Below are 9,829 nucleotides of genomic sequence, written 5' to 3'. Positions count from 1 at the left end.
GCCATATTTTCAGCGATATCAACAAATTGACACCCGCCATAGTAACGCCTGCCGGGGTATCCTTCGGCGTATTTGTTAGTCATCACCGAGCCCTGCGCTTCCATCACGGCAGCAGAGACGATGTTCTCGGACGCGATCAATTCGATCTCGTCGCGCTGACGGCCCAGCTCGGACGTGATCGAGCCGAACAGCTCTGGGTCGCGCGCTGAGAGAGACTGGGTGAAAAAACCGGTATCACGTAGATTGGCGTTCATGGGGGCTCCACAATGCTGGGATTTCTTGCGGATTTCCTATCGGAAACGGGACATCGGCAAAAGGCTTAAAGCGACGATTTGGCCAGCGGTGGCGTCAAGTCTGGTCTATAGGGGAAAGGTATGATTGTTTCGGAACCAAATGTGCAGCACTGGAAACCACAATAGATGATTCAAAGAATCGCTTTTCTTGCCAGCGACGCCAAGGTGGCTCAAACCGCACGCGACAAACTGGTCAGGCGCTATGGCAATGCGGCGCCGCGTGATGCCGGTGTAATTGTCGCACTGGGTGGGGACGGCTTTATGCTGCACACTTTGCACAACATGCAGCACCTCGATACGCCCGTATATGGCATGAATCGTGGAACAATCGGGTTCCTGATGAACGAGTTCCACGAAGAAGACCTGATGGACCGTCTTTCCGCCGCCGAAGAAGAGGTCATTAACCCGCTGGCAATGCGCGCGATGGATCAGTCCGGCAAGATTCATGAGGCTCTAGCCATCAATGAGGTCTCTTTGCTAAGGGCAGGCCCTCAGGCGGCGCGGCTGAGGATCAGTGTGGACGGTCGCGTGCGCATGGATGAATTGGTTTGCGATGGCGCTTTGCTGTCAACGCCAGCAGGATCGACGGCTTATAACTATTCCGCGCATGGGCCAATCCTGCCGATTGGATCGGATGTTCTAGCTCTGACAGCGATTGCAGCCTTTCGTCCGCGACGCTGGCGGGGCGCACTGCTGCCCAAAATCGCCCAGGTGCGGTTCGATGTGTTGGATGCGGACAAGCGGCCGGTCATGGCGGATGCGGATTCAAATTCATTTCCGGATATTGATTGGGTCGAAATTCGATCTGAACCGGCGATTCGGCACCGTATCCTGTTCGACCCGGGCCACGGCCTGGAAGAGCGTCTGATTTCGGAACAGTTCACCTAAATGAAAGGCCAGGTACGAATTAATCGCGCTTGTGTGAACCAGTTCACACGAATCCGATTAACATTAAGGTAGTGTGAACTTGCCTGGAGAACACGCCATGGTGGAAGTGAGTGGCCATCAACGGCGGTTTCGAAATGAACGTGCAGTTTATGTGCGGGCGAGGGTAGGTGGTGCTACGCTCGTTATCGGATTTCTAGGCATATTTTAGAAAGCGGACCCCGGGTACAAAACCCCGGGGTCAATTTTTTTTGGACAACGTCTATTTAGAAGGACGTCCCCATTTTCTTCCACAATGGCAGGCACATTTGCCCTACCCGGTCTTCTATCGCCGCGGCGGCGTCTACGGCCATATCCTCGCGCCATCTGCGGGCTGCGATCTGGATGTTGATCGGCTGCGGCCCATGCGGCAGCTCGGCCAGCCGCGCCGGAACACATGCCGCGGGCAGGCCGATGAAGTTCATCGCATAGGAATAGACCGCACAGCCCAGAACTTCATGCACGCCCTCGGCGCCCTCGGTATCTCGGTCCGGTTTGAAGAACGGCTGTGGCAGGAATGGTGACAGGACCAGAGGATAGTTATGCATGAACAGAGACCACTCGCGCGCATAGTGGCTGCGCTTGGCCAGCATTTCGATAAGGTCTGTGCCAACTATGGGTGGGAATTCCTGAAAGTAGACCTCGAATATGTCGCGGATTGTTTTTGATCCCGCAGCCTCGATATCGGCTTTCAACAAGGTCAAAACTTCGCCCATCAGGGCGCGGTACCCGCCACGACCAGCTTCAAAGATATCGGGTGGTGCGACCTCTTCCACTACATAGCCTGCTTCGATCAATGCATCGCGTGCCGTATCCAGAGCCTTGTCGACTTCGGGATGCAAATCGTATCCAAAGGTCTGCTTGGTGAAGGCGACCTTGATCGGGCCGGTTTGGTCCTCACCCCGCCACGGCATCGGCACGTGAAACGGATCGCGCGGATCGGGCGCGATCAAGCTGGGCATGGACAGGTGCAGGTCCGCTGCGGAGCGCGTGATCAGTCCCTGCACCGACATCGATTGTGCCAGTATGCCCCGTTCTGCCGATTGGCTGGGATTCCACGCCGGAACACGACCCAAACCCGGTTTGACGGTGACCGCCCCATTGGCGGCGGCAGGAAATCGCAGACTGCCCCCTATATCGTTGCCATGGGCCAGCGCACCGATCCCAGCCATCACAGCCGCGCCCGCGCCACCAGAAGATCCCCCGGGCGAGATATGACGCCCCCAGGGGTTATACGTGCGGCCGTGCAGTTCGTTGTCTGTGTCAGCACGGAACGAAAACTCGGGCGTGTTGGTGCGACCGATGACGATGGCGCCCGCCTTTTGCAGGTTGGAAACAACCGGCGCATCATCCGGGGCGATCACGTCTTTCAGGGCAACGACCCCATTCGAGGTCGCATGTCCTTTTTGATCGACGTTGATTTTGATGGTGACCGGCACACCATGCAGGGGGCCGGGCTGCTCTCCGCCACCGACCGCCTTGTCCAGATATCGCGCACGGTCCAGCGCCTGCAGGCTCAGATCTTCGACAACCGCATTCAGCGCAGGATTGACCCGTTGCATCCGGTCGATGGAGGCTTTGACGGCCTCTTCCGCGCTGATTTCCCTGTTGCGCGTCAACGCGGTCAGATCTGTGGCGTTCAGACGCCAGATGTCGGTTTCTGTCATGGGGCCTCACTGTCTTGGTCAGACAGTAGAGGCCCGGTGTCAGGTTGCAAGAGGCGGCAGGCGCACCGATTTTCTACTGGGCGTAGCCGATGGATTTCAGCGCCTCGGTGATCTCGTCCAGAATCGCCGGGTCGTCGATGGTGGCGGGCATCTTGTAGTCCTTGCCATCCGCAATCGAGACCATGGTCCCGCGCAAGATCTTGCCCGACCGCGTTTTGGGCAGCCGGTCAACAACCACGGCCAGTTTGAAGGCAGCGACCGGTCCGATCTTTTCGCGCACCAGCTTGACGACATCCTGAACGACGTCACCGTGGTCTCGATCACAGCCCGCGTTCAGACACAGGAAACCAACCGGCATCTGGCCTTTCAACTGGTCCGACACGCCGATCACGGCGCATTCGGCAACGTCAGGGTGCGCGGCCAGAACCTCTTCCATGCCGCCGGTGGACAGACGATGGCCCGCGACGTTGATCACGTCATCGGTGCGCGCCATGATGTAGAGGTACCCGTCCTCATCAACCATGCCCGCATCGCCGGTTTCATAATATCCGGGAAAGTGATTCAGGTACGAGCTTTTGAACCGGTCTTCGGCGTTCCACAGCGTTGGCAGAGTGCCAGGGGGCAGGGGCAGCTTTACCGCAATCGCGCCCAGCTCTCCGGGTTTCATCGGGTGGCCGCCTTCGTCCAGAATCTGCACGTCGTAGCCGGGCATCGGCTTGGCAGGTGAGCCCAGCTTGGTTGGCAGCTCTTCAATCCCCAGCGGATTGCCCGCGATGGTCCAACCGGTTTCGGTTTGCCACCAATGGTCGATGACCGGAACGTTCAGCGCGTCTTTGGCCCATTCGATCGTGTCGGGATCCGCCCGCTCTCCGGCCAGAAACAGGGCTCGCAGGCAGGAGAGGTCGTATTCAGGGATTAATTCCCCCTTGGGATCTTCACGTTTGACCGCGCGGATTGCGGTGGGAGCAGTGAAGAAACTGCGAACATTATGCTCGGATATCACCCGCCAGAAGGTGCCCGCGTCTGGGGTTCCAACCGGCTTGCCCTCGAACACTATCGTGGTGTTGCCGTGGATCAGCGGCGCGTAGCAGATATATGAGTGGCCAACGACCCAGCCGACATCCGAGGCCGCCCAGAACACGTCGCCGGGATCCACGTTATAGATGTTCTTCATCGTCCAGTTCAGGGCGACCAGATGGCCGGCCGTCGGCCGTACGACCCCTTTGGGCGCTCCGGTCGTGCCCGATGTATACAGGATATAAGCTGGATCATTGCCATCGACAGGAACACATTCCGCAGGCTCAACACCGTACTGGAACCCGTGCCAGTTGAAATCACGCCCCTCGATCAAATGCGCAACCTCTTGTTCGCGCTGGAATATCACGCAGAAATCGGGCTTGTGGCTGGCAAGTTCGATGGCACCGTCAAGCAGCGGTTTATAATGCACCACACGGCCCGGCTCCATCCCGCAAGAAGCGGCGATGATTGCTTTTGGTTTGGCGTCATCAATACGGACCGCCAATTCGTTGCTTGCAAAGCCACCAAACACAACCGAGTGCACCGCACCCAGCCGGGCACAGGCCAACATCGCCTCAAGCGCTTCGGGGATCATCGGCATATAGATGATAACCCTGTCGCCCTTTTCGACACCTTTTGCCCGCAATGCCCCGGCCAAAGTAGCGACCCGATTGCGCAGTTCGACATATGAGATCTCGCGCTTGGTGTGGGTGATTGGGCTGTCATAGATGATGGCCGTCTGTTCACCGCGACCATTCTCGACATGGCGATCAACCGCATTCCAGCAGGTGTTGACCCTGGCATCACAGAACCATTCATAAAGAGGAGCATTGTCGTCAAACAAAGCCTTGCTGGGTGGCCGAACCCAATCAATTCCTTTTGCAGCTTCCATCCAGAATGACTCCGGATCGGATTTCCAGCTCTGGTAAACGTCCTGATATGCCACTTTGGTCTCCTCCGAAAAATCCCTGCACCGTGTCTAGGGCGGGGTATAGGGGGCAGACAAGCGGTCGAAGTGACGGGGCGTCACTTTATCGCAAAATATTTGCAGATGTATAAGAATTTCCCTGCAAATTTTTGCAAACCTGTCGGCAATTTATGGATTTTGCGCGCCGAATTCACAGTTTTGCAAAACTGCAAATGTATTGGTGCAAATATGAAGGAATCAGTCCGGGCACCTGTTTCGGTGCCCGGAGGGGATCCGTGACCCTTTACCCGTAATGAGCGACAGGCGTTCCTGCGATCGCCGCCATGTTCAGTAACCCGCGTGCGGTGATCGAGGGGGTCACGATATGTGCCTTGTTGCCCATACCCATCAGGATCGGGCCAACTTCCAGCGCGTTGGCCTTCATCTTCAGGATGTTTCGCACACCGCTGGCGGCATCTGCGTGGGCAAATATCAGGACGTTGGCAACACCTTCTAGACGTGAATGCGGGAAAATGCGCGACCGCAGTTCCGGGTCAAGCGCTACGTCCAGATTCATCTCACCCTCATATGTGAAATCGCGCGGCTCCGAGTCCAGAATCTCCAAAGCGGCCCGCAGGCGCTTGCCCGAGCCTTCGGCCTGATTGCCGAATTGAGATTGCGAACAGAACGCGATTTTTGGCTCCAACCCGAAACGCCGGACATGACGGGCCGCGCCCAGGGTGGTTTCGGCAAGCTCTGCAGGCGTTGGTAATTGCCGCACATGTGTATCGGCAATGAACAAGGGGCCGTCCTCAAGAACCATCAGAGATAAAGCGCCATGCGCGCGCAGGTCGCCATTGGCTAACACCTGTTCGACATAGCTTAGGTGCCAGCGGTATTCGCCAAAGGTTCCGCAGATCAGGCTGTCGGCCTCGCCACGTTGGACCATGATCGCCCCAATGGCTGTGCTGTTGGTGCGCATGATGGCCTTGGCCAGATCAGGGGTGACACCGCGGCGCTGCATGATCTGGTGATATGAGGTCCAGTAATCATAGTAGCGATTGTCATGTTCCGGGTTCACGATCTGAAAATCCTCGCCGGGACGCACGGTCAGGCCCAGGCGCTCGCATCGCGCTTCGATGACTTCGGGACGTCCGATCAGGATCGGTGTTTCCGTGGTTTCTTCCAGAATGGCCTGAGCGGCGCGCAACACACGTTCGTCCTCGCCCTCGGCAAATACAATGCGGCGCGACGCAGCTGCTGCGGCCTCGAAAACCGGGCGCATGATCAGGGCGGATTTGAAAACCGTCTGGTTCAGGCGCTCTTTATAGGCCTCCATATCTGGAATCGGACGCCTGGCAACGCCACTGTCCATAGCCGCCCGGGCCACTGACGAGGACACAACAGCGACGAGGCGCGGGTCAAAAGGTTTTGGGATCAGATAGTCAGGTCCGAATGTCAGTTGCTCGCCCTTATAGGCGGCGGCGGCTTCTGCACTGGTCGTTGCCCGGGCCATATCAGCGATACCGTCTACGCAGGCGATCTGCATAGCGTCGTTAATTTCGGTCGCACCAACATCCAGGGCGCCCCGGAAGATGAAAGGAAAGCACAGAACGTTGTTCACCTGATTGGGAAAATCACTGCGACCCGTTGCGATGATCGCATCGGGGGCCACTTCGCGAGCTGCGTCCGGCAGAATCTCGGGCGTCGGGTTGGCCAGCGCGAAGATGATTGGTCTGTTGGCCATTTTCGCGACCATTTCGGGTTTCAGGACATTCGGTCCGCTAAGCCCCAGAAACAGATCGGCATCCCCGATCACGTCATCCAGCGTGCGCAGATCAGTCTTTTGCGCGAATTGGCTCTTGTGCGGGTTCATGTCCTCGGCTCGCCCTTCATAGACAAGCCCGTGAATGTCACACAGCCAGATGTTTTCGCGTTTCACACCCAGCTTCACCAGCATGTTCAGGCAGGCGATCCCAGCCGCGCCTCCGCCGGTCGAGACGATTTTGATATCCTCGAACTTTTTCCCGGCAACGTACAGCGCGTTCTTGGCAGCGGCGCCCACGACGATTGCGGTGCCGTGCTGGTCATCGTGAAAAACGGGGATGTTCATCCGCTCGCGGCACAGTTTTTCGACAATAAAACAATCGGGTGCCTTGATGTCTTCAAGGTTGATCGCACCGAACGTGGGTTCCAGCGCGCAAACGATATCGGCCAGCTTTTCGGGGTCGGATTGGTCAACCTCGATGTCGAAACAGTCGATCCCTGCGAATTTCTTGAACAGAACCGCTTTGCCTTCCATCACCGGCTTTGAAGCCAGAGCGCCTATATTGCCCAGGCCCAGCACTGCTGTTCCGTTCGAGACCACGCCAACAAGATTGCCCCGCGCAGTGTAAAGCTCGGCGTTGGATGGGTCGGCCTTGATTTCCAGGCTGGCCTCGGCGACGCCAGGCGAGTAGGCGCGCGCCAGATCCCGACCGTTGGCCATGGGTTTCGTAGCCCTGATTTCGAGCTTTCCAGGCTTTGGGTGAGCGTGATAATCAAGCGCGGCCTGTCGCAGGTTGGGAGTGTCAGACATAGGCAATTCATCTCCGTTCCGAATTTGGTTGAAGGGTTAAACTATTTCTGGCGCCTTGGCTACGTGACGTCACTTCATAAATGGATTTTTGCCAAACACGGCCGTAGGTTGAATTTTGTTCCAATATGGTTACGGTCTCGCATCTTCATATTCGGCACCGCTTCCACAGGAGATCGAAGGCCCAAGATGACCCCGGAAAAACAATCTCAGTCGATACCCGTCACAACCGATACCAAGCGGTCCTTTGGGCTGGACCAGCCGCTGTTTCGTGCAGCGATTGGTGTTGCGTTGCTGATCTTGGTGGTCCTCTGTATCTGGCCAGTGCAGGCGATGTCCCTCAGCCATGAGGGCGGCCCGTTCGAATCCATTTCGGCCGCGGCGCTTGTTCTGGCCGGGGGCATTGCGCTTTTCCGGTATCGCGGGATTTCCCGTCTCTATATCGGTCTCGTCTGTTTGCTGCTGGCAGAGCGCGAACTAGCTGCGGATATCTATGCCGTAGATAGCCTGCCATATGGGATTCTGAATGGGCTGGACACGCTGCTTGATATGAACGCGGTTCGCGTCATCCTGGCTGTTTTGGTTCTGGGAGGCTTGCTCTGGCACGGGGTGCCAAACGGGTGGCGTGCGTTCAAGCAACGGGTCCCGTTTCTAATGGTGTTCTTTCTGGCCGGTATGTGTGCGGTGGTTGCACAGGGGTTGGAAGAGGTCAGTGGCGCACTGAAAGACGACCTGTCGGACCAGATGATCATGCGTTTGTTTGTGTTGGAAGAAACGCTTGAGATGTTCTTTTCGATTGGCATTTTGGCTTCTGTTCTGATCGGATGGCCCAAAGCCACGACCGAAGAGAACTTGAATGACCAGCAATCAGACCAAAGCTGAGATTCGTCTGCCGACGCAGGAATTACGTGACGACATCCCGTTTTTTACCAAGGTACTGGGGATGCGGATGGATATGATCTATCCGGCTGATGATCCTCGGGTCGCCGTGTTCTCGGGGCATGGATTGCGATTACGGATCGAACAGGATGCACCCGAGGCGCCCGGAATGTTGCGCATTCTGACCGAAAATCCGGATGAGTTTGCGGCTGGCCAGCGCAGTTTGGTCGCGCCGAACGGGACGCGTGTCGAAATTGATGAGCTGAACCCGCCGATGGTGATGCCGGATACCGTGCATTCCTTTGTCGTGCGCAGACTCAAGGATCAGGCCCCGTGGGTCATCGGGCGCGCCGGAATGCATTATCGCGATCTGGTACCCGATCGCTTGGGCGGGTCGATCATTGCCAGCCATATCCGCATTCCTGATGGCGGTCCGGTTCCAGACATGGTGCATTTCCACAAGGTCGGGTTTCAGTTGATTTTCTGCATCCATGGCTGGGTCGATGTGGTTTACGAGGATCAGGGCGACAAGATGCGCCTGACCGCCGGTGATTGCTTTATCCAGCCGCCCGAAATCCGTCATCGTGTGTTGGAAGCATCGGACAATGTGCAGGTGATCGAAATTGGTGTTCCTGCCGAACATGTCACCGAAATCGACCACGAAATGCAGTTGCCGACCCCGCAATACCGCCCGGATCGCGAATGGCAGGGCCAGCGCTTTGTCTACAACCGGGCCGAGGGGGCAGAATGGGGGCCGTTCCGTTTGCCGGGCTACATCTGTCGCGACACCACGATTGCCCAGAACACGATGGGTGTCGCAGGCGTTCAGGTGGTGCGTCGGGGGCAGGGTGACACCGCCTGGGCTACACATGATACCGATATTCATTTCACCTTCGTTATGAACGGTGAGTTGACGCTCGAAGGCGAGGGGCGCGACCCGTATCGGCTGGAACAAGGTGATGCCTTTGTCATTCCACCGGGCATGCGGACACGCCTGTCTGATCCGACCGATGATGTTGAACTGCTTGAGGTCACGCTGCCTGGCGTGTTCAATACGGTTCTGGATTAAGCATTTTGGCTCAGGAATTCTGCGCTCGGGGCTTCAATTCCCCGGGGGCTTTCATTTAGGGTATGACTTTCTGACCAGATGATCAAAAAATGGGGAATCGCCATGAGCTTGAAAGACGCAGCCTTGTCCGTGCGGGAAAACGCCTATGCGCCTTATTCCAATTTCAAGGTCGGCGCGGCGATCCGGTCCCTGTCGGGGCAGATCTACTCCGGTTGCAATGTGGAAAACGTGGCCTATCCCGAAGGCACTTGCGCCGAGGCCGGAGCCATTGCCGCCATGGTCGCTGCTGGCGAGCAGGAACTGACCGAGGTTTACGTGGTCGCGTCGTCTCCTCAGCCAGTACCGCCGTGCGGGGGGTGCCGCCAGAAACTGGCCGAGTTCGGCAAGCGTGACGTCAAGGTGGTATTGGCCAGCTTGGACGGGGCGGAGTTGAAAACCACTATCGGGGATCTGCTGCCAGGCGCATTTGACGCCTCGCATATGGAGGATGTCTGACCC

General features: G+C 57.3%; 7 protein-coding genes and 1 pseudogene. 4 read left to right on the top strand and 4 right to left on the bottom strand.

Annotated features, from left to right (window positions below):
* Positions 1 to 254: pseudogene (glyA, locus tag AC2FLB_RS03950) on the bottom strand (serine hydroxymethyltransferase); the annotation flags it as partial.
* 165 nt (positions 255 to 419) lie between these two features.
* Here glyA and AC2FLB_RS03945 point away from each other — a divergent pair.
* A complete protein-coding gene (locus AC2FLB_RS03945; protein ID WP_142632779.1) occupies positions 420 to 1,181 on the top strand; it encodes an NAD kinase in 762 nt (253 codons plus the stop codon).
* A gap of 263 nt (positions 1,182 to 1,444) precedes the next feature.
* Here AC2FLB_RS03945 and AC2FLB_RS03940 read toward each other — a convergent pair whose 3' ends face one another.
* The 3 genes from AC2FLB_RS03940 to AC2FLB_RS03930 all read right to left on the bottom strand — a co-directional run bounded on the left by AC2FLB_RS03940 (position 1,445) and on the right by AC2FLB_RS03930 (position 7,386).
* Positions 1,445 to 2,884: an amidase family protein gene (locus tag AC2FLB_RS03940; RefSeq protein WP_282027865.1), complete on the bottom strand. Its 1,440-nt coding sequence runs from the start codon at positions 2,882 to 2,884 to the stop codon at positions 1,445 to 1,447.
* Between the two features lie 73 nt (positions 2,885 to 2,957).
* Positions 2,958 to 4,847 (bottom strand): propionate-CoA ligase PrpE, encoded by a 1,890-nt coding sequence (gene prpE, locus AC2FLB_RS03935; protein ID WP_496708666.1) that lies wholly within the window; start codon positions 4,845 to 4,847, stop codon positions 2,958 to 2,960.
* A gap of 265 nt (positions 4,848 to 5,112) precedes the next feature.
* A complete protein-coding gene (locus AC2FLB_RS03930; RefSeq protein ID WP_142632785.1) occupies positions 5,113 to 7,386 on the bottom strand; it encodes an NADP-dependent malic enzyme in 2,274 nt (757 codons plus the stop codon).
* Positions 7,387 to 7,572: 186 nt separating this feature from the next.
* On the opposite strand from AC2FLB_RS03930, the gene AC2FLB_RS03925 reads away from it, so the two are divergent.
* From AC2FLB_RS03925 to AC2FLB_RS03915, 3 genes are all read left to right on the top strand, one after another.
* Entirely contained in the window at positions 7,573 to 8,265 is a 693-nt protein-coding gene (locus AC2FLB_RS03925; protein WP_496692455.1) for a hypothetical protein, read from the top strand.
* Positions 8,240 to 9,331 (top strand): cupin domain-containing protein, encoded by a 1,092-nt coding sequence (locus AC2FLB_RS03920; protein ID WP_142632789.1) that lies wholly within the window; start codon positions 8,240 to 8,242, stop codon positions 9,329 to 9,331. Before AC2FLB_RS03925 ends, AC2FLB_RS03920 begins: the two co-directional genes overlap by 26 nt.
* Positions 9,332 to 9,433: 102 nt before the next feature.
* Complete coding sequence (locus AC2FLB_RS03915; RefSeq protein ID WP_142632791.1) at positions 9,434 to 9,826, top strand: cytidine deaminase; 393 nt, start codon at positions 9,434 to 9,436, stop codon at positions 9,824 to 9,826.
* Positions 9,827 to 9,829 lie beyond the last annotated feature (3 nt).

The organism is Ruegeria sp. CDSA236, assembly GCF_059611285.1.
This window is presented reverse-complemented; position numbering and strand designations above follow the sequence as displayed.